Below are 26,408 nucleotides of genomic sequence, written 5' to 3' on the forward strand. Positions count from 1 at the left end.
CCCCTCCCCACGAGAGGGGGAGGGGAAAGAGCGATCACTCCTTCTCGGGCGCGATCTGCTCCAGGCCGCCGACATGGCGCTGGGCGTAGAGCGGCAGGCCGATCTGGCCGATCAGGTCGAGCTGCGTCTCGAGGAAGTCGATATGGCCTTCCTCGTCCTCGGCCAGATCCTCGAACAGCCGCTTGGAGACGCGATCATTGATCGAGTCGCAGTATTTGGCGGCTTCGAGATAGAGCGAGCGCGCCTCGTTTTCGGCGGCGAGGTCGCACTCGATGATCTCCTGAACGTTCTGGCCGATCCGCAGGGGATCGAGTTCCTGCAGGTTCGGGAAGCCGTCGAGGAACAGGATCCGGTCGATGAACCGATCCGCGTGGTTCATCTCTTCGATGGATTCTTTGCGCCAGAACTTGGCGAGATCGACGTAACCCCAATCGTTCAGCAGGCGGAAGTGCAGCCAGTACTGGCTGACCGCCGTCAACTCGCTGCGCAAGCCGCGGTTGAGATACTCGATGACCTTAGCGTCGCCCTTCATTCACCTCTCTCCTCGCGAGGCGTCGGGACGAATGATCGTCTCAGGCTGCGACGCCCTCGGGCTCCCTTGTAGTTTGGAATGATCCCAAACTGCAAGACGCTTCACAGGTCGTCGAACAGGCATGTGCACCGCCATGCGCGGCGGTGTGCGCCTGCGCTTCGTCCATGGCGTTGCGCAGGATCGAGCGGATGGTGCGCGCGCAGCGTCCGCATTTCGGACTGCAGCCGAGACAGCCATAGACCTGGGCCGGGGTGCGGGGACAGCCCGGACCCGGCTGCAGGCACGCGCGCACCTGTCCGTCGGAGAGGACGTTGCAAGAGCAGACAATCATGCGGGATCGCAACCTGTCGTGCCTGTCGGGAAGCCCGGCCCGCGTGAGCCGCGCAGCCCGAAGTCTCCGATCATTCCCGCCGCTCAAAGCCACCGGAAACCGGCCGATTTGAGGCAGATGCAGATTAGAATGATTGAAAACTTCAAGCTTTTCAGCACTTTAGCGGCCGATCCGGCCTCTGGCAACTCCTGACGGGCACGATTGAATGCGGCACGAGCCTTCGTCGCGACCGGCCTTTCCGCGCTACGGGATTGTCATCCGCCGGTGCACGCCTGAGCGAACGCCATCGCCGAAAACGTGAAATTCGCCTGCCGAACTCTGGCGCTGCCGGTCGCGCGGCTCAATGCGCCATCAGCACCGGCACGGTCGCATGCGACAGGATGTGGCTGGTCGGCCCGCCGAAGATCATCTGGCGCAGGCGGCTCTGGGTGTAGGCGCCCTTGATCAGAAGGTCGCAGCCGAACGATTCGGCGGTGTCGAGGTAGAGTTCGCCAGGGGTGCGGCGGCCGGCCGGCAGCGCCTTGTGGGCGGCCTCGATGCCTTCGCAGGCCAGCGAGCGGGCCACGTCCTCCGCGCTCGGTCCCGGCACCATGCCGCCCTCGGCGCTGACCACGAGCACCCGCCGGGCGCGGCGCAGGAAGGGCATGGCGAAGGCGACGGCTCTGGCCGTCTCGGTCGAGCCGTTCCAGGCGATCAGGACCGCCTCCCCGAGGCAGGCCGGCGCGACCGGCGGCGCAAGCAGGATCGGGCGCCCGCTCTCGAACAGGGCGGTCTCGAAGGTGGTCATGCGCGGCGACCCGTCATCGGTGCCGGGGCGCCCGACGACGGTGGCCGAGAACAGCCGCGCATACTGGCCGAGGAAGGCGTCGCCCGGCGGCACGTCGGGCTGCCAGCGGTAGCGCGGACCGGCATTGGCCGCCGCATCCGGCGCGCAGGAGGCGCCGGGCTCGCGCCGGGGCAGACCGGCCGCCTCCATCGCCGCCACGAAGCGCTGGCCCGCATCCTGCGCCTCGGCCTGGTCGGCCTCCTCGTCGCGCAGCCACGTCATGCCGCCGACCATGTCGACCGGCACGTATTCGGCGAGCGCCGGGCGCAGGGCCACGCCCTCGATCAGGCTGCCGAAGCGGCGCGCCACCAGCACCGCCGTGGCGAAGACAGAGGGCAGGGCGTCGTGGAGGGTGACCGGAACGAGCAGGGTCTTCATGGCCGGCCTCCGCAGCGTGCGAGGAACGAGAGGGACGTGACGGCCGGAGGCTAGTGCGAAACGGGGTTCGGGAAAACCGCCCATCACGCTGTCATCCCCGCTGTCATCCTTGCCTCATCTCTCGGGCGTCGCGGCGCTTTTCGAGGCTTCGACGGAGGGTGCGGGGTCGAGCCCGCGGCGGACGAGGCGGGTCAGGGGCCGCTCCACCAGCCTGTGGACGAGGAGCGCGGCCGGCAGGGTCAGCGCGACCATCACGACGAGGCTCGGCCAGGGTCCGAGCAGGGGCGCGAGGCCGGTGCGCAGCAGCCCCTCGCGGACCGCCCGCAGCACGAATGGATGGATCAGGTAGAGAGCATAGGAGGCGTCGCCCAGCCGTTCGGCCGCGCCAAGAAACCAGGCGGCGATCCCGCCGCGCACGGCGTCGGGTCGGTCCCGGCCGAGGACCGCCGCCGCCACGAGGAGCGCGGCGGGCAGGCCCCAGGCGAGAAGGCGCAGCGTCGGCTCGGAGAACAGGCTTGCACTGGCGGCGAGCCCGAACAGACCCGCCGCGGCGAGCGCGATCCGAACCGGCAAACCCAGGCGCATCCCCTCGGCCCTAAGGAGAGCGAGCCCGGCGCCGAGTGCGAATTCGAGGACGATCGGATCGGACCAGAAGGCGAGAGGGACCGGCGGCGCGGGCACCGCCTGCCCGGCGAGAACGAGGAGCACCAGGGCGCCGGCGAGCCACGCCACGGCCCCGCGCCGCGAGAAGCCGAGGCCGAGGGCGAAGAGGGCGTAGAAGGCCATCTCGTAGTTCAGGGTCCAGCCCAGGCCGTAGAGCGGCAGCACCGCCCCGTCGGGCCGGGCCATCGGCCAGAACAGGAACGAGGCGAGGGTGCGTGCGACGTCGGGCGCGCCACCCTCGCCGCTGAGCAGAGTCGGCGCTGCGAGACCGAGGGCGAGGTAGAGCCCGGTCACCAGCCAGTAGAGCGGGACGAGGCGAGCGATGCGGTGCGCGGCAAAGCGGCTCCGTGCTCCGGGGCGTCCGTAGAGCGGTGCCGCCGCGTGGACGATGATGAAGCCGGAGATGACGAAGAAGATATCGACGCCCGCCGGCCAGGGCAGCCCGTGACGCGCGACGAAGCCCGTTCCCGTCCGCCCAGCCAGGGCCGCAGCCTCGTTCTGCGCGTGGTGAACGACCACCATCAGCGCGGCCAGGGCCCGTAGCCCCTGCACGAGGACCAGTTTTCCCCGGATGGGATCAGGACGAAAAAGCTTATTCAAATTTCGGGAACCAGTGTGGAAGGTCGTCGTTGTCGCGTCGAAGAGATCTTCACGGCCTCGATCGGTTGATCCGGTTTCTGAGGCCAGTTCGTATGTCGAAAATCCGATATTTGAGGTTTGGTATGCTGAAGAAATACGTTGCTGCGTCCGCTCTGGTCGTCGCCATGGCGACCCCCGCCTTCGCCCAGGTCGGGGGCGATTTCCGTCTGGATGCCATGCAGGCAAATGCCTTCGAGATCCAGTCCGCCCAGATCGCCCTTCAGAAGAGCCGCAATCCTTCTGTGCGGGCCTATGCCCGCGAGGCGCTGCGTGACCATCAGGCCGCGAACGTCGCCTTGGCCGGCGGCGAGCGCAACTACATGGCCGCCCGTCAGGCCGGCCCCGGCGGTCTCGTCGGCGGCCTGGTCGAGGCTCCGCTCGCCATCGCCGGCGGCGCGGTCGGTGCGGCCACCGGCGTCGCGACCGGCGTGGTCGGCGGTACCCTGCAGGGCGGCCCGATCGGCGCGCTCGAAGGGGCCGGCACCGGCCTGAGCCGCGGCGCGGCCGCCGGGGCGCAGGCCTTCGACGTCGACACCACCGCGGGCACCACCGTGGTGCCGCCGAACCCGCAGCAGCAGCAGATGCTGGCCGAGCTGAACGCCACCCCGCCCGGCGCCCGCTTCGACCGCCTCTACGGCCAACAGCAGGTGATGGCGCACCAGATGTCGATCAGCATGGCGCAGTCCTACGCCCAGTCCGGCCCGAACCCGGCTCTGCGCAACTACGCTCAGCAGGCCCTGCCGGTGCTCCAGCAGCACTACGCCCACGCCCAGCGCCTTCCCGGCGCCCGCTAAGAGAGCCTCGCCAAACGCCCGATCTCTGACTGTTCTTCCTCTGACGAGGACAGCGCAGCGGGAGTGTCGGGAGGACACCAAGGCGGCCCATCGCGCCCCAGGCCGATACGCACCGGCCTGATACGAACAGAGGGAAGCGGCGGACCTTCGGGTCCGCCGCTTCTTTTCGTTTGTCGGATCGGGCATCCGCCCCTTCAGGCGATCGCCCCGCGCATGCCGCCGCGAGCGGTGGGCGGACAGCACCGCAAACTTCAGGATGGCCCCGGGTTGCCGCGGGCAAGTCGGGACACCGATCGCCGAACCGTCACGCTCGCTTCGTTCCTCCGAAAATCCCACGCCCGTTGCGCCAGAGTCGCGTTCAGAACAGAGCGAGCTGATCCCCCGCTCTCTCCGGCCGGCGAAACAGCTCCGTCGTCTGGCGCACCGGCTCTTCCGGATAGCCGAGACGGCGCTTGGCCAGGGCGAAGCGGCGGCGGATCAGGTCGGCATAGGGGCCCTGGCCGATCATGCGGGTGCCGAAGGCGGCGTCGTAGGTTTTGCCGCCGCGGGCCCCGCTCAGCAGGGAGAAGACGTGTGCCTTGCGCCCCGGATAATGCTCCGAGAACCAGTCGCCGACCAGTTCGTCGAGTTCGTGGGGCAGGCGCAGCAGCACGTAGCTGGCCTCTCGCGCCCCCGCGATCCGGGCCGCCTCGAGAATCGCTTCGATCTCGTGATCGTTGAGTGAGGGGATGATGGGCGCAGCGATCGCCATCACCGGCACGCCCGCCTCGCTCAAAGCGTGGATCGCCTCCAGGCGCTTGCGCGGATGCGGCGCGCGCGGCTCCATGCGGCGGGCGAGATCCGGATCGAGGGTGGTCACGGAGATCGCCACCTTCACGAGGTTCTGCGCCGCCATCTCGGCGAGGAGATCGCGGTCACGCAGGATCAGGTTCGACTTCGTGACGATGCCGACGGGATGGCGGAAGCGGGCCAGAACCTCCAGCACGGCGCGGGTGATGCCGTGCGTGCGCTCGATCGGCTGGTAGGGGTCGGTCGCGGTGCCGAGTGCGATGGTCCGCGGCCGATAGCCCGGCGCCGACAGCTCGCGCTCCAGCAGGACGGCGGCATCGGGTTTGGAAAACAGGCGCGTTTCGAAATCGAGCCCCGGCGAGAGCCCGACATAGCCGTGGTTCGGCCGGGCGAAGCAATAGACGCAGCCGTGCTCGCAGCCGCGATACGGGTTGATCGACCGGTCGAACGAGATGTCCGGCGAGGCGTTGCGGGTGATGATGTGGCGGGTGCGTTCCGGCGTCACCTCCGTGCGCCGGACGCGCTCTCCCTCCTCCGTCCAGCCATCGTCGAAGGTCTCGTGACGGGTCGCCTCGAAGCGTCCCTCCGGGTTGGCGGTCGCCCCGCGACCGCGCCGCGCCTCCGGCGCGACCCGAGAACCGCCGTGCGAGAAGCCGCCCGGCCCGTCCCGAAGCGGCGTCTGTCCGTTCCCCACCCTGAGCCCCACCATCTTGCCGCTGCTACGCTCGGGTCCTTTTTAAGAACATAAAGCGAACATGAAAAGCGGGGATGCACAAGTTTCGTGCAGGTGTAGGCTTTGTCCGCCCTCCGGGGCCGTCGAAGGCCAAGACAGCGCAACGAGTGCTTTGCGAAGGCGGAAAATCGGGTATTCGCCCCCGCATGATCTCCGGCCTCATCCACGTGGCGCGATCCGCCGACCCCGCCGCGATCGAGTGCCTCGCCGACACGCTGAGCGCACTCGTCGCGGGCGTGGCGGCCGGGCTCGTGGGCGATGCGGTGATCGTGACGGCGGAGGCCTGCCCCGCGCTGGAGACGGTGGCCGAGGGCAGCGGCGCGACCCTGGTGGTGCGCCCGCCCGGCGCCAACCCATGGGGCGCGGGCGCGCGGGTGGCGCGGCGCGAGTGGTTGCTCTGCCTGGAGCCCGGCGACATCCCGGCGGAGGGCTGGATCCGCAGCCTCGACCGCTTCGTCGGCACGGCGCGGCCGGATATGGCGCTCGGCCGGATGCGGCGGGCGCACAGTGCTCTACCCGCTCGGATCGCCGCGCGAGGGGAAGGCGTCGTCGGCGCGCGCGAACCGCGGCCGGGCGACGTGGTGCGGCGGGAGCGGGTGCTCGCGGGCCTGCCGTTCTCGCCCCGCCTCAAGGTGCGGATGCTGACCACCCGGCTCGACCGCGCCTGACTCCCACGACCGGCCGTGTCCTATCGAAAGCGTCAGCTCGCCCGGAACCATGTCGGGGCGGCGCGCATCAACACCACGAGCGCGGTCGCCACCAGGGCGGCCCCCACGGTGATCTCGGCTGAATGCGCGTAGCCGGACCGTTCCAGGACGGTGGCGGCCGAGGCGATGGTGAGGCCGATACCGGCCGGAGCGAGGCAGCTGGGCAAGGCGTTCATGCGCCGACCCTAGACGCGATCGCTTGCGCGAGCGTTACGCCGGACCGCCCCGGTTCTTCAGCAATCCGTGAAGATGTGTCGATGCCGGAATGAAGCGGGCACCGGAATGCGAAAAAGCCGCCCCGATTCCGGAGCGGCCTTGCCGCATCGCTTCCCGAGGAAGCCGACGCTTCGTGTCTCGCCCCCGTTTGCGCCGACGCGGCCCGAAGGCGGTCGGCGTCCGGGCGTTCCGCGAGAGCGCCTTACTTGATCTTGGCTTCCTTGAACTCGACGTGCTTGCGCGCGACCGGGTCATACTTCTTCATGACCATCTTCTCGGTCTGCGTGCGGGAGTTCTTCTTCGTGACGTAGAAGTAGCCCGTATCGGCGGTCGAGACGAGGCGGATCTTGACGGTAACGGCCTTGGCCATGGCGTGGCGCTCCTAAAGCGGGTCGAGGGGCGATTCGCTGGTGGCGGCGCCAGCGCGGGCGAAACGCAAAAGGCCGGGAAGCCCCGGCCGAATTCCGGCGCGGTCAATGCCCGATGAGGGGCGTCTCGTCAAGCCACGGACCGTACCGCCGCCTCACCGCGGCGGGTAGGTGTGCCCCTCGTCCGGGAAGCGGCCCGCCCGCACCTCGTCGGCATAGGCGCGCACCGCCTCCTCGATATGGGTGCGCAGCGAGCCGTAGCTCTTGACGAAGCGCGGTACCCGGTCGCTCAGGCCCAGCATGTCCTCGAGCACGAGGATCTGCCCGTCGCAGGCCGCGGTGGCGCCGATGCCGATGGTCGCCGCGCGAATCGCCGGGTCGGTGGCGATGGCCCGCGCCACCGGCTCGACGATGCCTTCGAAAACGATGGCGAAGGCGCCCGCATCGCTGATCGCGCGGGCATCGGCCCGCAGGCGGTCCTCGTCGCCGGCCCCGTGGCCCTGCACCTTGAAGCCGCCCATCGTGTTCACCGATTGGGGGGTGAGGCCGATATGGCCCATCACCGGCACGCCGCGCTCGGTCAGGAAGGCGACCGTCTCGGCAAAGCGCGCCCCGCCCTCCAGCTTGATCGCCCCGGCCCCCGTCTCCTTGAGGACGCGGGCGGCGTTGAGGAAGGCCTGCTCGCGGCTCGCCTCGTAGGAGCCGAACGGCATGTCGACCACGACGAGGGCGCGTGAGGTGCCGCGCATCACGGCCTGGGCCTGGAGAATCATCATCTCCAGGGTCACCGGCAGGGTCGATTCCATGCCGTGCATGACCATGCCGAGGGAATCACCCACCAGCACGAAGTCGCAATAGGCATCGACGATGCCCGCGGTGTGAGCGTGATAGGCGGTGAGCGCGATGATCTTGCGCCCCTCGGCCTTGCGCTTGATCAGATCGACCGCCTGGAGACGGCGCGTTTGAACGACCTGCGACATGGCTCGTGATCCGGAGTCTGGCTTCCCGGGGGCACCCGTCGGATCGGGCGCGGCGTGCGGAACGCCTCTATAAGCCCGTTCGCGCCGCCCCGCAGGAGGCCATTGGGCCGGTTCCGGTGGATCGGATGCGAAGTGTCACGACGAGAAGGATCGCCCGGAGGGGCCTGCCTTCTCCTGCGGCGTACCGGCTCCTTCACGCGACGGCCGCCGAAAGCGGCGGCCGGCCATCAACGTGAAATGCGCTTCGGTCGCCCTGCTCGCCCTTTTCGGGCGTTTCCTCCCTAGACTTCGGACCGCCTCCGGGCTTGCCGTTTTTCCGCCACATCCCCGCCGGTGTCAATGGTATAGCCTGAAGATCGAGGCGGTTGAGATTGCTCGAAATTTAGACTCTTGGGAGGAGTTGGCCGAATCGTGGCGAAAACGTGTCAGAGGGCTTTTTCGAGGAGCTGCTCGATCCATTCGGGCTGGGTCTCGCCGACCGAGCGGGCAACCTCGCTGCCGCCCTTGTAGACGATGAGCGTGCTCTGCATCTGCGCTCCGAACCGGCGCACGAGGTCGCGCTGAGCGTCGAAGTCGATCGTGAAGACGGCAAGCGTCTTGAAGCGCGGGTCGGCGGAGAGCGCGGCCAGGATCGGCTTCTGCGCCCGGCAGATCGGGCACCACGGCGCCGAGATCTGCACGAGGATGGGCCGCCCCGCCGCCTGCGCCGCCTCGAAGGCGTTCTGGTCGTAGGCAGCGGAATCGGCGGCCCGTCCGGAACCGGGCTGGCCGCCGACCAGGAAGGCCGCCGCGAGGGCGAGAACGTGCCGGCGGTTCGTCATCGGTGTCCTCACGGCATTCTCGCTCACACGCTCAGCGCTGGGGCGCGCGCTCGCTGTCCGCGCGCATCCAGGCCGGATCGGGCTTGGCGACGGCGGTGTCGTGGTCGTCCTGCCAGCCCTCGACGCCGAGGGGGAACCAGTGGACGCGGCTATAGCCGGCCGCGACCAGCCGCTTGCCGGCGTTCCAACTCCCCCAGCATTCCGGCCGGCAGAAGGTCACGACGGGCTTGGCCCGGTCGCCGCCGGTCAGTTCGGCGACCCGCCGCAGGAAGATCTCCTCCTTCTCCGGCGCCAGCGGTGCGCCGCCCGCGCCCGGCATCCAGACCGCGCCGGGGAGCGAGCGGTGCGTCGGCAGCCAGGGCCGGTCGGCGGGCAAGCCCTCGGGCCGGCGGTCGGCCAGCACCACATCGATGAGGACCGGCCCTTCCGGCAGCAGCTTTTCGAGCCCCTTCAGGTCGATGACCGTCGCCCCCTTGAGCGTCGCCGGGGTGTAGCCCTTCGGCGGCCCGGTATAGAGACCCTCCGGCTCCGGCACATTGACCGGCGAGTCGGCCGGGCCGGCCGCGCCCAGCATCAGGCCGAGGGCGGCCAACGCCGCATGTCTCGCGATCACCCGCATGCTTCTCCCCATCGGCGTCAGTTGCTCGCGGACGGAACGGGGAAGGATTGCTGCCAGCGCCCTTCCTGGTTGTCGGAGGCCACGACCTTGATCGGGCCCTGCCCCTCGGGCTTGAAGGCGAAGTTGATGACCGGGTTCGAGGCGATGGAGATGTCGCCGTCGAGGCTGAACACGAGCTGGTCGCCGTAGGTCACGTCGAGCTTCTGGATGTAGCGGGCCGGGGTGTAGTCGCGGGTGATCTGGTTCATCTGCATCCCCGAGAAGTTCGGGTGGCGCACCATCAGCGTCGCCTCGGCCGGCTTGCCGGGCTGGACGTCGCCGACGAACTTCATGCGCATCTCGCCCATGCCCTTCATCGCCTCCTCGTCGCTCATGCCCATCGGCGCCGAGCAGCCGCCGGAGGCTTTGACGAACTTGGCCGATTCGAGGAGCCGCCCGTCCTTGGTCTCCACCACCGCGTGGACGTTGGTGTAGTTGTTCACCCGCACCCGCAGCTTGATCTCGCCCGGGTCGGCGGCCGGGCCGAAGGTGAAATGCGCGGCATAGGGCGACGGGTTGTCGTCGATGATGAAGTAGAGGCCCTTCACGCTGTCCTTGTCGGCGAGCGTCAGGCCGATCGGCACCAGGGCGGCGTCGAGGGCGCGGGCGGGCGCGTCGATGGTCACGGCGCTCTCGCCGGCCTCGACTTTCCGGTCACCGAAGATGGATGTCTTGATCTCAGCCCAACGGGCGGCGCGCTCCTCGTCGGTGTCGGTGGCGCCGGCCAGCACCGGAGCGGGCACGAGCGCCGCCGCGGAGAGCGTCAGGCTAAGGGCGAGCATCAGGCGTTTCATGGCGCGTTTCCTTCCCGGAAGCCCCCGAGGCGGGGGTGAATCTATTCCCACTCGAGTTCTTGGTAGGCCTGGGTGACGTTGCGACCGTTATAGGTGTCGAACAGCGCCCAATTGTCTTTCTCCCCCAGCGCAACGGTCCGGACCGCGGTCTCGATCGGCACGCTGGAGGCCACCGCCCTGCGGGTTTCGTCGCGGAGCGCCGAGAGATAACGCGCGAGGTCGGCCATCGCCGGCGCGAAGGCCACCCGCGTCGGGCCGTGGCCCGGCACGGCGTCGGTGGCGCCCACCATCTTCAGCCGCTCGATCTCCTTGAGCCAGCCGAGCAGGCTGCCGTCGAGCGAGGGGATTCGGCCGACGAAGAGCAGGTCGGCCGGGAACAGCAGCCCGCTGCCGGTGTCGAGCATCGACAGGTCGCAGCTCGTATGCGCATGGCCGTGGGCGGTGAGCCGAAGGGTGCGGTCGCCGAGATCGATCTCGGCGCCCTCCTTCACCTCCATCGTCGGGTAGACCACCTCGCCCGCCTTCTCCTCCCCGAGGATCTCGGCGAGCCGCTGGCGGTAGAACGTGCCCCGCGCATCGAGGGCGCCGCGCAGACCGGCATGGCCGACGAAGGCCGGGTTGTCGCCGCGGAAGGCCGCAGCGCCGAAGACATGATCGGGATGCACATGGGTGAGCATCACGTAGCGGATCGGCTTGTCGGTACGCCGAGCGATCTCCCGGCGCAGCCACTGCCCGTCGGCGAGACTGCCGCCGGATTCCGTGACGAGCACCCCGTCCCGCCCGATGATGAAACCGATATTGGCGATCCCGTCGGCGTTCTCCGGCGTCGCCTCGGCATCGGGCCCGCGCCGGATGAAGGTGCCGGGTGCGACCTCCTCCATCGTCAGGGCATCGACGGCAAGGCCCGCCCGCGGCAGGCAGCACAGGCAGAACCCGCCGAACAGAGCCGCGCGGCGTGTGACGGGGGCGCTCAACACCCGCCCCCGCTGGGCCCGTTCACCCAGGCACATCCGTGCCGCCATCAGCCGCTTCTCCCCGGTGTATTTATCGATATAGTGCAAACCATCTAGTAGGTAGATTTTTGGGCCGTCAAGTGCCACGATCGCGAAATGAGCGGAGCCATCGCGAGCACGTGATCGGCCTGATACGAACGGACGGATGATGAGAGACACGCGCGCATCGCTCCTCAGCGAGGCCGAGATCTTGGTGCGCGGCCGGGGCTATTCCGGCTTCAGCTACGCCGACCTCGCCGAGGCGGTCGGCATCCGCAAGGCGAGCATCCACCACCATTTCCGCACCAAGGAAGCGCTCGCCCAAGCGCTGATCGAGGCCTACGACGCGCGCTACGACGCGGCGCTCGACGACATCTCCGGCCAGACCGCCGACGGGGTGGCGCGGGTCGAGGCCTATGGCCGGCTCTATCTCGGCGGGGTCGAACGGGGACTCGGCTGCCTGTGCGCGGCGCTCGCCGTCGAGTTGGAGACGCTGCCCGAGGCCCTGCGCCGCGCCATCACCGCCTTCTTCGAGAAGCACATCGCCTGGCTCGCCGGCGTGATCGAGGAGGGCCAGATCTCCGGCAGCGTCCGCGCCGGCCTCGACCCGCAGGCCCATGCCCGGATGATCGTGGCGACGCTGGAGGGGTCGTTGCTGCTGGAGCGGTTTCTCGCCGGGCCGGAGGGGTTCGGGCGGACGTTGGCGGCCCTGAGCGACGGGCTGCGGCCGGTCCGTTCGAACGGCGGAGCGTGACAAGAGGCTGCCAGGAGGCTGCCAAGACGCTGCGTTGCAACGGCGCGGCCTTTCATGGACGCCCGTTGATACAATATGACAGCCTGACGTTCCGTCCCCGCGCAATCGACCCAGGCCTTCCATGTCCGACGCTTCTCCCCTCGCCGCCTCCCAAAAGATCCCCGTGACCGTGCTCACCGGCTATCTCGGAGCCGGCAAGACGACGCTGCTCAACCGCATCCTCACCGAACAGCACGGCAAGCGCTACGCCGTGATCGTCAACGAGTTCGGCGAGATCGGCATCGACAACGACCTCGTGGTCGGCGCCGACGAGGAAGTGTTCGAGATGAACAACGGCTGCGTCTGCTGCACCGTGCGCGGCGACCTGATCCGCATCATGGACGGGCTGGTGAAGCGCCGCGGCAAGTTCGACGCGATCATCGTCGAAACCACGGGGCTCGCCGACCCGGCCCCCGTCGCCCAGACCTTCTTCGTCGATCAGGATGTCGGCGAGGCCGCCCGGCTCGACGCGGTGGTGACGGTGGCCGACGCCAAGTGGCTCACCGACCGGCTCGCCGACGCGCCCGAGGCCAAGAACCAGATCGCCTTCGCCGACGTGATCCTGCTCAACAAGGCCGATCTCGTCTCGGGCCAGGATCTCGACCGGGTCGAGGGCCAGATCCGCGCGATCAACCCCTGGGCCAAGATCCACCGCACCGAGCGCTGCGCGATCCCGCTCGATCAGGTGCTCGACCGCAACGCCTTCGACCTCGCGCGCATCCTCGATGTGGAGCCCGACTTCCTGGAGGAGGGCCACCACCATCACCACGACGAGCAGATGCAGTCCGTCTCGGCCAAGATCGACGGCCCGGTCGATCCGGAGAAGTTCATGCCCTGGATCTCGAACCTGACCCAGGTTCAGGGGCCGGACATCCTGCGCTGCAAGGGCATCGTCGCCTTTCCCGACGAGCCCAAGCGCTTCGTCTTCCAGGGCGTTCACATGATCCTCGACGGCGACGTCCAGGGGGAGTGGGGCGCCGACGAGCCGCGCGTCTCCCGCGTCGTCTTCATCGGCCGCAACCTCGATCCGGAAGCGATCCGCGAAGGCTTTTTCGCCTGCAAGGTCTGAGTTGACGCACCGGCGATCCGGCAACGCGCATGAAAAAGGGCCACCCTCGCGGGCGGCCCTTTCTTTTTGCCGATCTCCGAGCCGGCCTGCCGGCCGGACCCTTCGATCAGGGGCAATCAGGGGGCGCGTTCGGCGTCAGAGGTTGAGCAACACGTTCGCGGAGCCGATCGCGGTGGTCGCGAGGCCGATCGCGAGAGCGCCGATCATCCCGTAAGAAAATGCCTGCATCATCCGCATCTGTCGAAATCCTCCATTCGTGTCCGATCGAAACGCCCATCACCGATGTCAGTGCCGTTTCGGCGAGACGGGGCGCGTTAAAAACGAGGTTTTAAGAAATCATGCCTGATCCGGCCGGATCGAGCCGGGGACTCAGCAGCGGTTGCCGCCCGCGGTCTGGCCATACTGCTTGACCGGGAAGTTCTGCTGGTTGGCGTTGCCTTCCGCGGCCGAGTTCATCGGGCAGGCAGCGTGGTACGGACCGTCATGGACGCCGAGAGAACTGGTCCAGCCGGACGCCATCGGGATCGGGCGACCATGGCTTTCGCTGAAGGCCAGGGCGGATGTGACCGGGGCGATGCCCAGGACGACGGCGGCAACGGCAGCGGCGATACGAGTCTTCATCAAATTTCTCCAACACTCTGTCTCGGGATAGTCTGGCGGTCCAGACTTCCATGTTCTTCGATAGACTGAAGATGGGGAGTGCTTGTCCGCAGCGCCGTGCCGTGTCGCACGCGGTGAACCGGAACAATCGCGCAGCTGATTGTTCGGCACCGTCTCGTCAAAGTCGAGATCGATCCGGTCCGGCTGAAAATCCACCGTTGGACCGCTCCTATTCGGGGAGAACGATCATTTCCGACAGATAGCTTGGGTACATCAGCCGTCGCGATGTGTCCGCGCTCATCGAGCGCCGTCTCGGTCTTGTCGTTCGGGAGGCGGTACGTCCCCGTCCCGGCATCGCTCGCAGGCAGGGGCGGCTGACCCCGTGCACGCACGGAGTGACGATCTCAGGTTTGCTGGAAGCCACGCCCGCACCTTGAAATGAGCGGAGCGTGCTGCGCATCCTGGGCTGTTGGTTAAAACGCAACCTTTCGGTGGTTCGATCAGCCCGGTTGAGGGGCCGCAATCCCGCCGGGTGCCGCGTCGCGGGGCTCGGGCGGGTGGCGTGCGCGGTGCCCCGCGAGAGTTCGAGTTCGCCGATGTCCTCCATGACAGCCGCGCCGACAGGTGCGACGGCCACCGCCTCGCCGTGGGCCGCGGTTTCATCACCATGGGCCGCGGGCGCCTGGGGCCGCGTCCCCGCCCGCCGCGCGGTCCAGGGCCTGGCGAGCGGCCTCCACGCGGCGTTCATCTTCTTTGCCTGCTTCGCCTTCTCGGACGCCTCGCCCTACGACCTCGTGGCGATTCCGACGATCGTGCTGTGGCTGGCGCTCGGTATCCGCCTGCACCGGGGGGCGCTGCCCCTCGTGCTCCTGCTCCTCGCCTACCTCACGGCGATGGGGATCGCGCTGCTGCCCTATCTCGACGAGCCGCTGTCCGTGACATGGACCGTGCAGCTCTTCTACCTCGCGGCGACCTGCATCTTCTTCGCGATGCTCTACGCCGACGACACGCAGGCGCGCATCGAGGTCGCGCTCAAGGCCTATACCGCGAGCTGTGTGCTCTCGGCGGGCCTCGGCATCGTCGGCTACCTGCAACTGCTCGGCATCGAGGATCTGTTCTACAAGTACGGCCGCGCCTCGGGCACCTTCCAGGATCCGAACGTGTTCGGCTCCTTCCTGACGCTCGGCGCCCTCTACCTGATCCACCGTCTCCTCTCCGGCGCGACCCGGTGGCCGATCCTGTCGCTGCTCAGCCTCGTCGTCGTGATGGCGGGCATCTTCCTGTCCTTCTCCCGCGGCTCCTGGGGCGGGACGGTGGTGGCGGTCGCCGTCATGGTCGTGGCGCTCTACACGACGAGCCGCTCGCGGGCCCTGCGGCGGCGGATCGTCACGCTCGGTCTCGTCACCATCGGCTTCGGCGTGGTCGCGCTCGCGGGATTGCTCTCGATCGACAGCGTCGCCCAGACCTTCCAGACCCGCGCCGCGGTCACGCAGGATTACGACGAGGGCGAGACCGGCCGCTTCGGCAACCAGATCCGCGGCATGGGGATGCTGCTGGAGGAGCCGCTCGGCCTCGGCCCCCTGCGCTGGCGCCAGATCTTCAACCTGGAGCCGCATAACTCCTACATCGGCAGCTTCGCCAACGGCGGCTGGCTCGCGGGCGCCGCCTTCATCGCCCTCGTGGCGGCGACCTCCTTCGTCGGCTTCCGGCTGATGCTGCGCCCTTCGCCCTACCGGGCCTACGCGCAGATCGTGTTCCCGGCGCTGCTGATGTTCTTCCTCCAGGCGATGCAGATCGACGTGGAGAAGTGGCGCCACGTCTACATGATGCTGGGGATGGTCTGGGCGCTGGAGGTGGCTCGCCTGCGCGCGGCACGTGCGTCCTTGACCCTCCTCCTCCCGCGGCGCATCGGAGGACACCCAAGCGTTGTATCGCCGGCAGGGACAGGCGGAGCGCGCGCGAGTAGGATCGGAGGCGGGGGCGCGGTGTCGGGACCGGAGGTGAGGCCGTGACCACGGGAGCGGCGAGCGAGGCCGAGCGCCTCGCGGCCCTGCACGCGCTGCGCATTCTGGATAGCGATCCCGAGGCGCAGTTCGACGCCGTGTGCCGGACGGCGCAGCGCCTGTTCGGGGTCGCGACGGCCTACATCTCCCTGGTCGATGCCGAGCGGCAATGGCTGAAGGCCTGCGCCGGCATCATGCCGACGCAGACGTCGCGCAAAGGCTCCTTTTGCGATTGGACGATCGCGCAGGATGCGATGCTCGTCGTTCCCGATGCCCGCCGCGACCCGCGCTTTTCCAGCCTGGAGATCGTGACCGGGCCGCCTCACATCGTGTTCTATGCCGGCGCACCGTTGATCCTGCGGCCGGGCGTGCGGCTCGGCGCCCTCTGTCTCGTCGATCCGCAGCCGCGCGACTTCACCCCGGAGGACGCGGCAGCCCTGCGCGACCTCGCCGAGATCGTGACGGCGCAGATGCGGCTGCGGCGCGACAACCTCACCTTCGCCAGCGAGCGGGCGCTGCGGCAGATCCACGAGAGCACGATCCGCGCCCAGGGCGTGGAGATCGAGCTGCGGGCAAGCGCCAATTCCCTCCTCTCCATGGCCGAGCAGATCGCCCAGGTCGGGCATTGGCGCCTCAACTTCGCCAGCGGCCGACCGATCTACTCCGAGAGTCTCCTGCGCATCGCCGGCCTCGACACCGCAGCGCCGACGGCCCGGCATCCCGGCCTCGCCCAGTTGTGCCATCCCGCGGATCGCGCGCGCGTCGAGGCCATCATCGCCGCGGCGATCGCAGGCGGGCAGGATTTCGAGTTCGAGACGCGGTTCGTGCGGCCCGACAAAACGATCCGCGACGTGATGGTGCGCGGCACCTGCAAGAACGACGAGGCGGGCCGGACGATCGGACTGTTCGGCATCCTCATGGACGTGACCGACCGCGTGCAGATCCAGGCGGAGATGCGCCGCAGCGAGATGCGCTACCGCAGCCTCGCCGACGCCCTGCCGCTTCTCGTCTGGACCATCGATCCGAGCAGCGGCGAGGCGACCTACGTCAACGCGCGCTTCGAGGACTACTACGGACCGATCGGCGCCGCGCGGGCGCACCGGCTCGCCCGCAACCATCCCGAAGACGCCGCCGCCATGGAGGCGGCGTGGCAGGCGGCGCGGGCCAGCGGGCGGGGGTACGACGGCCAGTGGCGCCTGAAGGCGCGGGACGGCTCCTACCGCTGGCACAAGCTGTCGCTGACGCCGATCCGCAGCGCGGCCAAGCCGGACGAGGTGACCGAGTGGATCGGCACCGCGCTCGACATCGACGAGATCGTCTCCGCGCGGCTGTCCGTGGAGGATACGAGCCGCCTGCTCGGCATCGCCCTGGAGGGCGCGGAGGCCGGCACCTTCGACTGGAACCTGCGCACCGGCATCACGGTGCTCTCGCCGGAGAGCGTGCGCCTCTACGGCCTGCCCGAAACCGGTGAACCGCGCGCCCTGTCGCCGACGGAATGGACCGCGACCATCCACCCCGACGACGTCGTCGAGGCGTGGAACCGGATCCACCACGCCGTCGATTCGCGGTCCCGCTTCATCGCGGAATACCGGGTGGGCCAGCGCTGGCTCTACACCTCCGGTCGCACGCTCTACGAGGGCGACGGCCGCCCCTACCGGATGCTCGGGCTGCATCTCGACATCACCGAGCGCAAGGCGGCCGAGGCGGCCCTGCGCGCGGCCACCGCCGAGGCCCGCGCCGCCACCGTGGAGGCCGAGCGGGCGAGTGCGGCCAAGAGCGAGTTCCTCGCGGCCATGAGCCACGAGATCCGCACGCCGCTGAACGGGATCCTCGGCTATGCCGACCTGCTCCTCGACCGGAAGGACCACGATCCGGAGGATCAGCGCCGCCTGGAGCTCATCCGCGTCTCGGGGGAGTCCCTGCTCACCGTCGTCAACGACGTTCTCGACGTCTCCAAGATCGAGGCCGGCCAACTCGAACTCGACCCTCTTCCCTTCGCTCTGGGCAAGCTGATCGAGGACACGGTCGCGATCATGCGCGGCACCGCCCTCAAGGGCGCGCTGACCGTCGAGGCGCGGATCGATCCGGATCTGCCCACGAGCGTGGTCGGCGACGCGAACCGCCTGCGGCAGGTGCTGTTCAACCTGCTCAACAACGCGGTCAAGTTCACGCCGGCCGGCTCCGTCGTCCTCACGGCCCGCTACGAGGGCTCCGCTCCTGGTGCTGACGGCGACACCGCGGAAGCGCTGCGCTTCGAAATCAGCGACACCGGCATCGGCATCGCGCCCTCGCAGCGGCACCGGCTGTTCAAGCCCTTCAGCCAAGTCGACGGCTCGATCAGCCGGCGCTTCGGCGGGTCGGGCCTGGGGCTCGCGATCTGCCACCGCCTCGTCACCATGATGGGGGGCGAGATCGGCGTCGAGAGCCGGGAGGGCGCCGGCTCGACCTTCTGGTTCACCCTGGCCCTGCCGCGCGCCGCCACGCCGCCCGCCGCCCAGCCGGCAACCGGACCGCATCGCCCGGAGGCGGCGCGACCGGCCCGGCTCCTGCTCGTGGAGGACGTGCCGATCAACCAGACGCTGGCCCGCGCCGTGCTGGAAGTGCAGGGCTACCGCGTCGATGTGGCGGGTAACGGGCAGGCGGCGCTCGCGGCGATCGAGGCCACCTACGGTCCGGAGGCCGGCGCCGACCCTTACGCCGTGGTGCTGATGGACGTGCAGATGCCGGGCATGGACGGCCTCACCGCGACCCGCCGCATCCGCGCCATGCCGGGCCCCGCCGCCCGCCTGCCGATCGTGGCGATGACCGCCAACGTCCTCGACGGGCAGGTGCAGGAATTCATCGCGGCGGGCATGGACGACCATGTCGGCAAGCCGTTCAAGCGTGCCCAGCTCTGCGCGGTGATCGAGCATTGGCGCGCCGTCGGCGCCGAGCGGGCGCGGGAGGCGCCATCCCCGGCAGGTCCGCCCGAAGACATCCTCGGCCCTCGCCCCGAAACCGGGCCGCCGGATTTCGCGGATCGCGGGCACGGCGACGGCGAGCCGTTGCTCGACCGCGCCGCCTTTGCCGCCGTGCAGGAAACGATGGGCCGCGAGCGCGTGCTGTCGCTCCTGTCCCTGCTCGAACTCGACCTCGAATTGCGGCTCCTCCCGGACGGGGCGGAGCCGGACCGGACCGATTTCGACCGCGACCAGCTCGCCTACGACGCCCACGCCATGGTCGCCGCGGCGGGCGCCCTCGGCTTCATCGCCCTCTCCGAGCTGTGCCGGGAGATCGAGGACGCCTGCCGGGACGGCGGCGCGCTTCCCGCCCTGATCCACCGCCTCGCGACGCTGCGGACGGATACACTCGGAACGATCAGGGCCCTCAGGGCGGCGTGAGATGCCTCCGAAACCTTTCCGCGTCTTGAGATCGCAGCCTCCCCGCGCCACCTGACAGCCCGTCCCGCTTCCCCGCCGAAGCCTGCCGCCAGAGCCTGCCTTGCCGCCCCTCTTCGACTACGCCGCGCAAGCGGGCTCCGCGATCAAGGCCTTCGCGGAAGCCTCCAGCGACCTCCTGATCCAGCCGACGCTGAGGCTCGGCGTCACCGGTCTCGCCCGCTCCGGCAAGACGGTATTCACCACCGCGCTGATCCACCATCTGGTGGAGGGCCACGCACTGCCCGCCTTCGAGCCGGCGCAGGCGGGCCGTCTGCGCCGGGCGCGGCTCGTGCCGCAACCCGACGACGACGTGCCGCGCTTCCCGTTCGAGGAGAACTTTTCCGCCCTCACCGAGGCCCGGCGCTGGCCCGGCTCGACCGACCGGATCAGCCAGCTCCGCCTGGAGATCGAGTACGAGCGCTCGGGCGGCTGGCGCTCGGGCCCCGGCACGCTGATGCTCGACGTGGTGGACTATCCCGGCGAGTGGCTACTCGACCTCGCCCTGGTCGATCAGAGCTACGTGGCGTGGTCGCGCGCGACCATCGCCGGCACCCGCCGGGCGGGGCGGGCCGGGATCGCCGCGCCCTGGCTCGCGCTGATGCAGGAGCTCGACCCCGCGGCCCCCCTCGACGAGGTGTTGGCCGAGCGCGCCGCCAACGCCTTCAAGGCCTATCTCGGGGCGTTGCGCGCGGGCGCGGAATCGGTCGCCACCACGCCGCCGGGTCGCTTCCTGATGCCGGGCGATCTGGCCGGCTCGCCGATGCTGACCTTCGCCCCCCTCGACCGCCTGGAGGAAAGCCAAGTCCCCGGCAGCCTCGGCGCGCTGATGGAGCGCCGCTTCGAGGCCTACAAGAGCAAGGTGGTGGAGCCGTTCTTCCGCGAGCATTTCCAGCGCGTCGATCGGCAGATCGTGCTGGTCGATGTGCTCTCGGCGGTCGATTCCGGCCCGGCCGCCCTCGCCGAACTGGAGGAGGCGCTGGACGCGGTGCTGCTCGCTTTCCGGATCGGGCGCAACAGCCTGCTCTCGCGCTTCTTCGCGCCGCGGGCCGAGCGGATCATGTTCGCCGCGACCAAGGCCGACCATCTGCACCAGTCGAGCCACGACCGGCTCGACGCGCTGCTGCGCCTGCTCGTTTCGCGGGCGATGCGCCGCACCGAGGCCGCGGGCGCGCGGGTCGGCACCGTGGCGCTCGCCTCCGTCCGCGCCACCCGCGAGACCACGGTCCACGACGGCGGCGAAGTGCTCCGCGCGGTCTCCGGCACGCCGGAGGCGGGGGAGCATGTCGGCGACGAGATCTTCGACGGGCTGTCGGAGGCCGCGGTGTTCCCCGGCGAGTTGCCCGCCGACCCGCAGGCGGTGCTCGATGGCGCGGTTCCGGCGGGCTCGTTCCGCTTCCCCCGCTTCCGCCCGCCGCCGGTGAAGCCCGACGCGCTCGGCCGGGCGGGCCACCTGCCGCAAATCCGGCTCGACCGGGCCATGCAGTTCCTGATCGGGGACAAGCTGACGTGACCAACCCGCAGCGCCCGCGCGCCTTCCGCATCCCCGCCGCAGACCAGCCTCCGCCGGAGGCTGCGACCGCCGAAGCCCCGCCGCGGCCGGAGGTGCGCCTCGTCGACGAGCCCTACGAGATCGTGGACGCCGCCGACGGCGTTGCCGTGCCGGTCGCACCCAAGCGCCGCGCGCCCTGGCTGTCGATCCTGTTCAGCGCACTCGGCGGCCTCGTCACCATCGCCGTCGGGCTTTCGCTGGAACGGCTGATCGCCGACCTGTTCGCCACCGCACCCTGGCTCGGCTGGGTCGCGTTGGCGCTCCTCGCCGTCGCCGTGATCGCGCTCACGGCGATCGTCGCCCGCGAGGCGCTCGGCGTCTGGCGCGAGCGCAAGATCGAGGCGTTGCGCGAGCGCGCGTTGGCCGCCCTCGCGACCCGCGACCACACCGCAGCGCAGGGCGTGGTGCAGGAGCTGCGCGGATTCTATGCCGACCGGCCGGCGCTCGCAGGCGCCGTCCGCCGGCTCGACGCGGTCGGCGACGCGATCCTCGACGTGGACGACCGGCTGGCTTTGGCCGAGGGCGAGTTGCTTATCCCCCTCGACCGGCAGGCCAAGGCGGCCATCGCCCAGGCTGCGAGCCAGGTCTCGGCGGTGACGGCGCTCAGCCCGCGGGCCATCGTCGATGTCGCCTTCGTGGTATTCTCCGCCGCCCGGCTGCTCCGCCGGATCGCGGCGATCTACGGTGGGCGGCCCGGCCTGCTCGGCTTCCTGCGGCTCGCCCGTGCGGCCTTCGCCCATCTCACCGTCACCGGCGGCATGGCGGTCGGCGAGGGTATGCTGCACCAAGTGCTCGGCCTCGGGCTCGCTGCCCGCGTCTCGGCCAAGCTCGGGGAGGGCGTGCTCAACGGCCTGATGACCGCGCGCTTCGGCCTCGCGGCGCTGGCCGTCTGTCGGCCCTTGCCGTTCGTCCGCGTCAGCCCGCCCACCGTCAACGACGTCGCCGGCCAGCTTTTTCGGAGTAGCGAGCCCAAGGAATAGAGAGTTTCCAAAGGGATCATCCCTTTGGCGGGGACCGGGGCAGCACCCCGAATGCAAGAAGCTCCCAGGCCGGGCGGCCTGGGAGCTTCCGTTATGGACGGATTGAGCGCCGCGATCAGCAGTCGTCGCCGCCCTTCTTCTCGCCGAGCTTCTGGTCATGGCCGGCGGCGTTCATCGCGCCAACCGTGCCCGGCGCGGCCGGCTGGTCGCCGCCGGCGGTGTTCTTGGCCGAGCTGGTCTGGTCCGAGCCCGGCTTGTTGCCGACACCCTGACCGGCCCCGACATTGTTCATCGCGCCGACGGTGCCGGGCGAAGCCGGCTGCTGGCCACCCGCGAGGTTCTTGGAGCCGGCATCGGCGCCGCTGCTGGTGCTGCTGTTCGCAGCAGAGGAATCGCCAGGGGCCTTGGCGTTGGTGCTGCCGGTGTTGCACGGAGCGGCGAGCGCAGAGCCGGCGATGAAGGCAAAAGCGGTGGCGGTAGCGATGGTCTTCGTGAGCGTCACGATGGCGTCCCTCCCAAATTGTCCGACCGACACTGCCGGTCGGTCTGCCCGGAGAAAGCAATTGAGGAAATTTAAGTTCCCGATTCGCCCTGGATCGAAGAAACTTTTTAGAACTGCATTCCCATCCCTGTGCCCAAGCATTTGATGGAAAATCGGGCAACCCCCTGATCCGCAATACCCTGTTCGACCGCCCGGCGGGGCCGCACGACTGAGTGTCTCTCACAAAGCTCCCGCCGCGCTGTCATCGCCAGAACGAGAACGGTCAGAGACCGGGAGCTCTGTGGGGCGCTCTAAAGCGGCGCTAGAAAGCCAGCCAGCCGCATCAGGCCCTCCGGCCAGGGCCCGTGCCCGCTCGCGACGTTGATGTGGCCGGCCTCGCCCGCATCCACCAGCGCCGAGCCCCAGGCATAGGCATAGTCCTCCGCCCGCTCGTAGGTGCAGTGCGGGTCGGTGCGGCTCGCCACCAGCAGCGACGGGAAGGGCAGCGGATCGCGCGGCACCGGCGCGAAGGCGCGCACGCTCTCGGGCAGGTCGGCCCCCGCCTCGATGTCGGGAAAGGCCACCAGCAGGGCCCCGCGCACGACACCTTCGGGGAAGCGCGGCGCGGCCTCCACCGCCGCGACGACGCCGAGGCTGTGGGCGATGAGGATCACGGGCCGCGTCGCCGCCGCCACCGCCTCGGCGACGCGGGCACGCCACGCTTCCGGGTCAGGCTGGTGCCAGTCGTCCTGCGCAACGATCCGCGCGGTCTTGAGCCGGGCCGCCCAGCGCGCCTGCCAGTGCTCCTCCTCGGAGCCGGCATAGCCCGGCAGGATCAGGATGTCGCAATCGGCAGTCTTCATGGGCGGTCTTCTCGGACGGGCGGCGTCCTCACGCAACGGGCGGCGGGCCACGCGGGCTCCGCCGAGAGCGTCACGCGAGCCAGTCGGGCAGGCGGTCGAGGCGGATCAGGTCGTCGTAGCTCGGGCGCGGGCGCACGATGGCCGAGCGGTCGCCGGTCACGAGCACCTCGGGCACGAGGCGGCGGCTGTTGTAGGTGCCGGCCTGGACCGCACCGTAGGCACCCGCGCTCATCACCGCGATGAGGTCTCCCGGTGCCACCATCGGCATCTCGCGCCCGAGGGCGAGATAGTCGCCGCTCTCGCAGACCGGGCCGACCACGTCCGCCGTCAGCCGGGGTGTGTCGGGAGCGGGCTCGCGCACCGGGCGCAGGGCATGGAACGCCTCGTAGAGCGTGGGGCGGATCAGGTCGTTCATCGCCCCGTCGACGATGACGAAGGTCTTCTCGTCCGTCGGCTTCACGTAGATCACGCGGGTGACGAGGATGCCGGCATTGCCGGCGATCATCCGCCCGATCTCGAAGACGGGACGCAGGCCGAGCGGCTGGAAATGCGGGCGCAGGATCGTGGCCAGAGCCGCCGGATCGGGCGGGGGCGCGTTGTCGTCGCGATAGGGAATGCCGAGGCCGCCGCCGAAATCGACGTGGTGCAGCCGGTGCCCGTCGGCGAGCAGATCGCGGGCCAGCTCGCAGAGCAGGCGCGCGGCGTTGTCGAACGGAGTCAGGTCGGTGATCTGGCTGCCGATATGCGCATCGACGCCGACGATCTCGAGACCCGGCAGACGGGCCGCCCCGGCATAGACCGCGCGAGCGCGGGAGATCGGGATGCCGAACTTGTTGTCGGACTTGCCGGTCGAGATCTTGGCATGCGTCAGCGCATCGACATCCGGGTTCACGCGGATCGAGACCGGCGCCTTGCGCCCGCGCGCGGCGGCGACCTCGGACAGGGCGGCGAGTTCCGGCTCGCTCTCGACGTTGAAGCAGAGGATGTTCGCGTCGAGCGCCGCGGCCATCTCCTCGCGGGTCTTGCCGACCCCGGAGAACACGATGCGCTCCCCCGGCACGCCTGCGGCCAGCGCCCGTCGCAATTCGCCCTCGGAGACGATGTCCATGCCCGCACCCTGGCGCGCGAGGGTGGCGAGCACCGCCTGGTTCGAGTTCGCCTTCATGGCAAAGCACACCAGCGCATCGTCGCCCGCGAAAGCCTCGGCGAAGACGCGGTAGTGCCGCTCCAGGGTGGCGGTGCTGTAGCAGTAGAACGGCGTGCCGACCTCCTCGGCCAGCGCGGTCAGATCGACGTCCTCGGCGTGGAGGCGCCCGTCCCGGTAGTGGAAGTGGTGCATGTCAGGAGAATCCGCCGCCGCGCCCGCCGGATGGGGATCGGCGCATCCGAATGCCCCCGCGCGCGGTGCGCTGTCTACGTGTCTCTCGCAAAACTCCCGCTGCACCGGAATGCCCGCAGGGGGAGGATCGACGATCGGAAGTTCTGTACCTCTCTCGAACCGGAGCCTTGCCTCGGTACGGGCGCGCTCCGGCGGCCCGCTACAGAAGCGGATCGAGGATGAACGGCTCTTTGGGGATCCGGTAGCCGCGCTTGGATCCGCGGGAGGTCGTGACCGGAACGCCGTCGCCGCCCGCGGGGATCGCCGCGGCACTCAGTTCGTCGCCCGCCTGCACGGCTTCCGGATCGGGGGCCGCGCCGCGATCGCCCACGGAGACCGTGCTGCCCGGCAGGCTCCGCGCCGAGGCGGGAACGCCGGGCCGCGTCCCCGGAGCGGTCTCGGAGAGGGCCGCATTCGGCGGCTCCAGGCTGCCGCGCCGGCCACAGGCCGTGCAGGCCAGGGTGAGGCCGAGCGCGATCAGGATCGAGAGGCGGGCGGAAGGGGCGGGCATCGGTGTTTCCGGCGGTCTTTCCGGCTGGGCGGCGCTAGCTTAGCCGTTGGAGCCTCGCCCCGAAAGGTAGGCCGCAACGTCTCGGGCGGGACGACGCGCGAGACAGGGGAGGCCCGGTGCGCACCCGCTTCCGTCAGGTTCCCCCCGCGCGGTTGTCAGCTCTTCTTGTTGCCGCGCTGCGAATCCTTCGGCGGCGCGTAGGCGTCGATCGCCCGGCGGCAGTTTTCGGAGAGCTTGGCCCAGTTGGTCTTGAAGCACTGATCGGTGGCCGGATCGTCCGGGTCGAGATTGCCGCAATAGCTGAGGTAATCGCCGGTGCAGTACTTCTTGAGCGTCTCGTTGCCGCGCTTCGACTGCTGCGCCTGTGCCGGAGCAGCCAACACGGCGACCGCACCCGTGAGGGCGAGAACCAGAGGCGTCAGCTTCAAAGCCATGATGTTCGCTCGATCGCGGTTCGTGGGGAGAGATTCGTGAGAGGAGGTCCGGGCGCGATGATGCCCCCGCTTGTTCGAAACAAGGCGGGTCCGGGGCAAACGCAAGATGGTTCGGTGCTTACGGGCTCGTGCGGGACGCTGCAAGGGACGCTCGATGGGACAGGGACAGAGTAGTCCCCCCGGCCGGCGCCGCTCGGTGCGTTTCAGCTCTCGGCGAGCGCAGGGGAGGTGGCCGAAAAGGCTCCGGCTTGGGGAAGGCGGTCTTGAGGAAGGCGATCTTGGGGCAGGCGATCTTGGGGCAGGCGGTCTTGGGGCAGGCGGTCGTGCCGCGCCAAGGCGTCGGCGACTTCGCTGATGCGGCGGCGCAGCTCGGCGGTGTCGTCGCTCCCGCGTGCGGCCAGCGCAGCCCGGGCCGCCGTCAATTCCGCGCGCAGCGCCTCGATCTCGGCCGCCGTCGAGGCGGGCCCGACGGTCTCGCCCTCGGCGCCCGACGGTGCGGTCGTGGCCTGCATCCGGCGCGTCGCCTTGAGATCGTCGAGGATCGCGCGGTGGGCCTCTTCCAGCGCGTGCAGGGTGGCGAGCCCCGTCTCGCCCTCGGCCCGCGCCGAAGCGAGGTCCCGGTCGAGCCCGGCGATGCGCTCGAGGGCGCGGGCCACCTCGGCCTCGCTGCGGATCCGGGCGGCGACCGCAGCCTCGGCCTCCATGGTGCGGGTCCCGATGGCGGCCATGTCGTCGTGGCGCCGGGCGGCGACCGCCTCGGCCTTCCGTTCCAGCCGCCGCTGCACGACGGCGAATTCCGCGCGAAGATGGTCGCGCTCGGCCACGACCTCGGACACGCTCACCGGCAGGGTCGCCTCGATCCGCCGCCGGGCGAGACGGCTGGCGCGGGCGCTCACGGTCGGCAGGATCGTCAGGGCGCACAGGCTCGCCAGCAGGAAGCCGAGCCCGAAGATCATCACGGTCTCGATCACGCAGGGGCCCTCACGCCGCCTCGGCCGGGCAGGTCCGGCCGCTGCGTCTTTTGCCCGTCTTGCCCGCGCGGAGGCAAGCGCCGTGTCTTCCCTCGGCCCTCAAGCGTCGGCGACCGCACCCGCGGGCGCTTGTCGC

At 69.7% G+C, this 26,408-nt stretch carries 27 protein-coding genes; 8 read left to right on the top strand and 19 right to left on the bottom strand.

Translation table 11 applies throughout. The annotated features are described in order from the left end of the window. Positions 1–34: 34 nt before the first annotated feature. From bfr to Y590_RS08085, 4 genes are all read right to left on the bottom strand, one after another. Positions 35–532: a bacterioferritin gene (gene bfr, locus Y590_RS08075; RefSeq protein ID WP_003604433.1), complete on the bottom strand. Its 498-nt coding sequence runs from the start codon at positions 530–532 to the stop codon at positions 35–37. Between the two features lie 40 nt (positions 533–572). Continuing rightward, on the bottom strand, positions 573–863 hold the full coding sequence (locus Y590_RS27265; protein WP_083530813.1) for a (2Fe-2S)-binding protein: 291 nt from the start codon (positions 861–863) through the stop codon (positions 573–575). 340 nt (positions 864–1,203) lie between these two features. After that, positions 1,204–2,067, bottom strand: coding sequence for a universal stress protein (locus tag Y590_RS08080; protein ID WP_060769398.1), 864 nt, complete (start codon positions 2,065–2,067; stop codon positions 1,204–1,206). 114 nt (positions 2,068–2,181) lie between these two features. After that, on the bottom strand, positions 2,182–3,282 hold the full coding sequence (locus Y590_RS08085; protein WP_060769399.1) for an acyltransferase family protein: 1,101 nt from the start codon (positions 3,280–3,282) through the stop codon (positions 2,182–2,184). A gap of 170 nt (positions 3,283–3,452) precedes the next feature. Between Y590_RS08085 and Y590_RS08090 the strand changes: the two genes are divergently transcribed. Beyond that, the gene (locus Y590_RS08090) at positions 3,453–4,163 is read left to right on the top strand and encodes a DUF4142 domain-containing protein (RefSeq protein WP_060769400.1); all 711 of its coding nucleotides are present in this window, start codon (positions 3,453–3,455) and stop codon (positions 4,161–4,163) included. A gap of 358 nt (positions 4,164–4,521) precedes the next feature. On the opposite strand, the gene Y590_RS08095 is transcribed toward Y590_RS08090, so the two are convergent. Then, complete coding sequence (locus Y590_RS08095) at positions 4,522–5,658, bottom strand: PA0069 family radical SAM protein (RefSeq protein WP_060772209.1); 1,137 nt, start codon at positions 5,656–5,658, stop codon at positions 4,522–4,524. Positions 5,659–5,831: 173 nt separating this feature from the next. Here Y590_RS08095 and Y590_RS08100 point away from each other — a divergent pair, with 173 nt between their 5' ends. After that, on the top strand, positions 5,832–6,353 hold the full coding sequence (locus Y590_RS08100; protein WP_060769401.1) for a hypothetical protein: 522 nt from the start codon (positions 5,832–5,834) through the stop codon (positions 6,351–6,353). A 32-nt stretch (positions 6,354–6,385) separates the two neighbouring features. Here Y590_RS08100 and Y590_RS08105 read toward each other — a convergent pair whose 3' ends face one another. The 7 genes from Y590_RS08105 to Y590_RS08135 all read right to left on the bottom strand — a co-directional run bounded on the left by Y590_RS08105 (position 6,386) and on the right by Y590_RS08135 (position 11,203). Then, on the bottom strand, positions 6,386–6,568 hold the full coding sequence (locus Y590_RS08105) for a hypothetical protein (RefSeq protein WP_060769402.1): 183 nt from the start codon (positions 6,566–6,568) through the stop codon (positions 6,386–6,388). Between the two features lie 242 nt (positions 6,569–6,810). After that, the gene (gene rpmG / locus Y590_RS08110; RefSeq protein ID WP_003602581.1) at positions 6,811–6,978 is read right to left on the bottom strand and encodes a 50S ribosomal protein L33; all 168 of its coding nucleotides are present in this window, start codon (positions 6,976–6,978) and stop codon (positions 6,811–6,813) included. 153 nt (positions 6,979–7,131) lie between these two features. Beyond that, entirely contained in the window at positions 7,132–7,956 is an 825-nt protein-coding gene (gene panB / locus Y590_RS08115) for a 3-methyl-2-oxobutanoate hydroxymethyltransferase (RefSeq protein WP_060769403.1), read from the bottom strand. 425 nt (positions 7,957–8,381) lie between these two features. Then, the gene (locus tag Y590_RS08120; protein WP_060769404.1) at positions 8,382–8,777 is read right to left on the bottom strand and encodes a thioredoxin family protein; all 396 of its coding nucleotides are present in this window, start codon (positions 8,775–8,777) and stop codon (positions 8,382–8,384) included. A gap of 31 nt (positions 8,778–8,808) precedes the next feature. After that, positions 8,809–9,396 carry a rhodanese-like domain-containing protein gene (locus tag Y590_RS08125; RefSeq protein WP_060769405.1) on the bottom strand — a complete coding sequence of 196 codons (588 nt, stop codon included), beginning with the start codon at positions 9,394–9,396 and terminating at the stop codon, positions 8,809–8,811. A 17-nt stretch (positions 9,397–9,413) separates the two neighbouring features. Continuing rightward, the gene (locus Y590_RS08130) at positions 9,414–10,229 is read right to left on the bottom strand and encodes a quinoprotein dehydrogenase-associated SoxYZ-like carrier (RefSeq protein ID WP_060769406.1); all 816 of its coding nucleotides are present in this window, start codon (positions 10,227–10,229) and stop codon (positions 9,414–9,416) included. A 41-nt stretch (positions 10,230–10,270) separates the two neighbouring features. Further along, complete coding sequence (locus Y590_RS08135) at positions 10,271–11,203, bottom strand: quinoprotein relay system zinc metallohydrolase 2 (protein ID WP_060769407.1); 933 nt, start codon at positions 11,201–11,203, stop codon at positions 10,271–10,273. 187 nt (positions 11,204–11,390) lie between these two features. Between Y590_RS08135 and Y590_RS08140 the strand changes: the two genes are divergently transcribed. Next, entirely contained in the window at positions 11,391–11,975 is a 585-nt protein-coding gene (locus Y590_RS08140; RefSeq protein ID WP_193763174.1) for a TetR/AcrR family transcriptional regulator, read from the top strand. Positions 11,976–12,096: 121 nt separating this feature from the next. Then, positions 12,097–13,083 (top strand): CobW family GTP-binding protein, encoded by a 987-nt coding sequence (locus tag Y590_RS08145; RefSeq protein ID WP_060769409.1) that lies wholly within the window; start codon positions 12,097–12,099, stop codon positions 13,081–13,083. A gap of 369 nt (positions 13,084–13,452) precedes the next feature. On the opposite strand, the gene Y590_RS08150 is transcribed toward Y590_RS08145, so the two are convergent. Next, positions 13,453–13,704 carry a hypothetical protein gene (locus Y590_RS08150; RefSeq protein ID WP_060769410.1) on the bottom strand — a complete coding sequence of 84 codons (252 nt, stop codon included), beginning with the start codon at positions 13,702–13,704 and terminating at the stop codon, positions 13,453–13,455. Positions 13,705–14,279: 575 nt separating this feature from the next. On the opposite strand from Y590_RS08150, the gene Y590_RS08155 reads away from it, so the two are divergent. The 4 genes from Y590_RS08155 (at position 14,280) to Y590_RS08170 (ending at position 21,634) form a co-directional block, all read left to right on the top strand. Continuing rightward, positions 14,280–15,695, top strand: coding sequence for an O-antigen ligase family protein (locus Y590_RS08155; protein ID WP_060769411.1), 1,416 nt, complete (start codon positions 14,280–14,282; stop codon positions 15,693–15,695). Continuing rightward, complete coding sequence (locus Y590_RS08160; protein WP_060769412.1) at positions 15,692–19,066, top strand: PAS domain-containing protein; 3,375 nt, start codon at positions 15,692–15,694, stop codon at positions 19,064–19,066. Before Y590_RS08155 ends, Y590_RS08160 begins: the two co-directional genes overlap by 4 nt. 100 nt (positions 19,067–19,166) lie before the next feature. Continuing rightward, the gene (locus Y590_RS08165) at positions 19,167–20,615 is read left to right on the top strand and encodes a YcjX family GTP-binding protein (RefSeq protein ID WP_060769413.1); all 1,449 of its coding nucleotides are present in this window, start codon (positions 19,167–19,169) and stop codon (positions 20,613–20,615) included. After that, positions 20,612–21,634, top strand: coding sequence for a YcjF family protein (locus tag Y590_RS08170; protein ID WP_060769414.1), 1,023 nt, complete (start codon positions 20,612–20,614; stop codon positions 21,632–21,634). The genes Y590_RS08165 and Y590_RS08170 overlap by 4 nt, the downstream gene beginning before the upstream one ends. A 115-nt stretch (positions 21,635–21,749) precedes the next feature. Here Y590_RS08170 and Y590_RS08175 read toward each other — a convergent pair whose 3' ends face one another. The 6 genes from Y590_RS08175 to Y590_RS08200 form a co-directional block, all read right to left on the bottom strand. Next, positions 21,750–22,136, bottom strand: a complete 387-nt coding sequence (locus Y590_RS08175) for a hypothetical protein (RefSeq protein WP_060769415.1) — start codon at positions 22,134–22,136, stop codon at positions 21,750–21,752. Positions 22,137–22,426: 290 nt separating this feature from the next. After that, positions 22,427–22,978, bottom strand: coding sequence for an RBBP9/YdeN family alpha/beta hydrolase (locus Y590_RS08180; RefSeq protein WP_060769416.1), 552 nt, complete (start codon positions 22,976–22,978; stop codon positions 22,427–22,429). Positions 22,979–23,048: 70 nt separating this feature from the next. Next, positions 23,049–24,317: a diaminopimelate decarboxylase gene (lysA, locus tag Y590_RS08185; RefSeq protein WP_060769417.1), complete on the bottom strand. Its 1,269-nt coding sequence runs from the start codon at positions 24,315–24,317 to the stop codon at positions 23,049–23,051. A gap of 199 nt (positions 24,318–24,516) precedes the next feature. After that, positions 24,517–24,867 carry a hypothetical protein gene (locus Y590_RS08190; RefSeq protein WP_060769418.1) on the bottom strand — a complete coding sequence of 117 codons (351 nt, stop codon included), beginning with the start codon at positions 24,865–24,867 and terminating at the stop codon, positions 24,517–24,519. A 155-nt stretch (positions 24,868–25,022) separates the two neighbouring features. Continuing rightward, complete coding sequence (locus Y590_RS08195) at positions 25,023–25,301, bottom strand: hypothetical protein (RefSeq protein ID WP_003597646.1); 279 nt, start codon at positions 25,299–25,301, stop codon at positions 25,023–25,025. Between the two features lie 203 nt (positions 25,302–25,504). Next, positions 25,505–26,257 carry a hypothetical protein gene (locus Y590_RS08200; RefSeq protein ID WP_060772210.1) on the bottom strand — a complete coding sequence of 251 codons (753 nt, stop codon included), beginning with the start codon at positions 26,255–26,257 and terminating at the stop codon, positions 25,505–25,507. Between the last annotated feature and the right edge of the window lie 151 nt (positions 26,258–26,408).

Source organism: Methylobacterium sp. AMS5 (assembly GCF_001542815.1).
Taxonomy (GTDB): domain Bacteria; phylum Pseudomonadota; class Alphaproteobacteria; order Rhizobiales; family Beijerinckiaceae; genus Methylobacterium.

Excerpts from the sequence above, each read along its gene's own strand:
- bfr (WP_003604433.1), bottom strand. The coding sequence starts at position 532 with ATGAAGGGCGACGCTAAGGTCATCGAGTATCTCAACCGCGGCTTGCGC.
- Y590_RS27265 (WP_083530813.1), bottom strand. The coding sequence starts at position 863 with ATGATTGTCTGCTCTTGCAACGTCCTCTCCGACGGACAGGTGCGCGCG.
- Y590_RS08080 (WP_060769398.1), bottom strand. The coding sequence starts at position 2,067 with ATGAAGACCCTGCTCGTTCCGGTCACCCTCCACGACGCCCTGCCCTCT.
- Y590_RS08090 (WP_060769400.1), top strand. The coding sequence starts at position 3,453 with ATGCTGAAGAAATACGTTGCTGCGTCCGCTCTGGTCGTCGCCATGGCG.
- Y590_RS08100 (WP_060769401.1), top strand. The coding sequence starts at position 5,832 with ATGATCTCCGGCCTCATCCACGTGGCGCGATCCGCCGACCCCGCCGCG.
- Y590_RS08105 (WP_060769402.1), bottom strand. The coding sequence starts at position 6,568 with ATGAACGCCTTGCCCAGCTGCCTCGCTCCGGCCGGTATCGGCCTCACC.
- rpmG (WP_003602581.1), bottom strand. The coding sequence starts at position 6,978 with ATGGCCAAGGCCGTTACCGTCAAGATCCGCCTCGTCTCGACCGCCGAT.
- panB (WP_060769403.1), bottom strand. The coding sequence starts at position 7,956 with ATGTCGCAGGTCGTTCAAACGCGCCGTCTCCAGGCGGTCGATCTGATC.
- Y590_RS08120 (WP_060769404.1), bottom strand. The coding sequence starts at position 8,777 with ATGACGAACCGCCGGCACGTTCTCGCCCTCGCGGCGGCCTTCCTGGTC.
- Y590_RS08125 (WP_060769405.1), bottom strand. The coding sequence starts at position 9,396 with ATGCGGGTGATCGCGAGACATGCGGCGTTGGCCGCCCTCGGCCTGATG.
- Y590_RS08130 (WP_060769406.1), bottom strand. The coding sequence starts at position 10,229 with ATGAAACGCCTGATGCTCGCCCTTAGCCTGACGCTCTCCGCGGCGGCG.
- Y590_RS08140 (WP_193763174.1), top strand. The coding sequence starts at position 11,391 with ATGAGAGACACGCGCGCATCGCTCCTCAGCGAGGCCGAGATCTTGGTG.
- Y590_RS08145 (WP_060769409.1), top strand. The coding sequence starts at position 12,097 with ATGTCCGACGCTTCTCCCCTCGCCGCCTCCCAAAAGATCCCCGTGACC.
- Y590_RS08150 (WP_060769410.1), bottom strand. The coding sequence starts at position 13,704 with ATGAAGACTCGTATCGCCGCTGCCGTTGCCGCCGTCGTCCTGGGCATC.
- Y590_RS08155 (WP_060769411.1), top strand. The coding sequence starts at position 14,280 with ATGTCCTCCATGACAGCCGCGCCGACAGGTGCGACGGCCACCGCCTCG.
- Y590_RS08180 (WP_060769416.1), bottom strand. The coding sequence starts at position 22,978 with ATGAAGACTGCCGATTGCGACATCCTGATCCTGCCGGGCTATGCCGGC.
- lysA (WP_060769417.1), bottom strand. The coding sequence starts at position 24,317 with ATGCACCACTTCCACTACCGGGACGGGCGCCTCCACGCCGAGGACGTC.
- Y590_RS08190 (WP_060769418.1), bottom strand. The coding sequence starts at position 24,867 with ATGCCCGCCCCTTCCGCCCGCCTCTCGATCCTGATCGCGCTCGGCCTC.
- Y590_RS08195 (WP_003597646.1), bottom strand. The coding sequence starts at position 25,301 with ATGGCTTTGAAGCTGACGCCTCTGGTTCTCGCCCTCACGGGTGCGGTC.
- Y590_RS08200 (WP_060772210.1), bottom strand. The coding sequence starts at position 26,257 with ATGATCTTCGGGCTCGGCTTCCTGCTGGCGAGCCTGTGCGCCCTGACG.